Source organism: Vibrio sp. 10N.222.46.A1 (genome assembly GCF_041473595.1).
GTDB classification, from domain to species: Bacteria; Pseudomonadota; Gammaproteobacteria; order Enterobacterales; family Vibrionaceae; genus Vibrio; species Vibrio tasmaniensis_A.
Genome location: NZ_JBFRSN010001561.1, coordinates 1 through 701, shown reverse-complemented (window position 1 = coordinate 701; position 701 = coordinate 1). Strand labels below are relative to the sequence as shown.

The window sequence follows — 701 nt, the reverse complement described above, 5'->3', positions numbered from 1 at the left end:
GTATGTCAAATGTCATTAATATCAGTATGAATTTATAAATTCAACTTTACACTGAAATATCTATAACAAGTTTTGGCTTTAAATATCAATAAATTAGATAAAAAAGCCTTTAATCACTCCGTTTTACTAGGGCTCCACTTACCTTCATGAATCGCTGAATTCACGTCTCTTCTTGGTAACCAACCCATGGTTTCAAGTTCTGGCTTATCTTTGATAGTGGTCAACGTAACCAATGCACAGGTACGCCACAATATCGATGTTTTCTGGTATATCTAATGCGTCTCGTAGTGTTGAGTCGTGCATGATACTCACCCACCCTAAGCCTAGGTTTTCGGCTCTAGCTGCCAGCCATAAGTTTTGAACCGCACACACGGTGCTGTACAGATCCATCTCTTGTTTGATGGTTCTACCTAACACGACCTTTCCGGTTCGGTTGCGATCGCAAGTCACACAGATACCGATAGGCGATTCAACAATACCTTCAAGCTTTAGGCGCTTATACATCGCTTGTTTTTCATCGGTGAACATTTCCGCGGATTCTGCATGAGCCTGATTAAAACCGGCTTTGATTTGTTGTTTGGTTTCGATATCACGGACAACGACAAAGTCCCAAGGCTGCATAAATCCAACACTGGGAGCATGGTGCGCTGCGGTTAGCACACGCATCAAAACGTCTTCTGGGATCTCATCAGGAAGAAACT

At 42.4% G+C, this 701-nt stretch carries 1 pseudogene; it reads right to left on the bottom strand.

From position 1 onward, the window contains the following. Window positions 1–113 precede the first annotated feature (113 nt). Window positions 114–701 (bottom strand): annotated as a pseudogene (bluB, locus tag AB4496_RS28085) (5,6-dimethylbenzimidazole synthase); the annotation flags it as partial.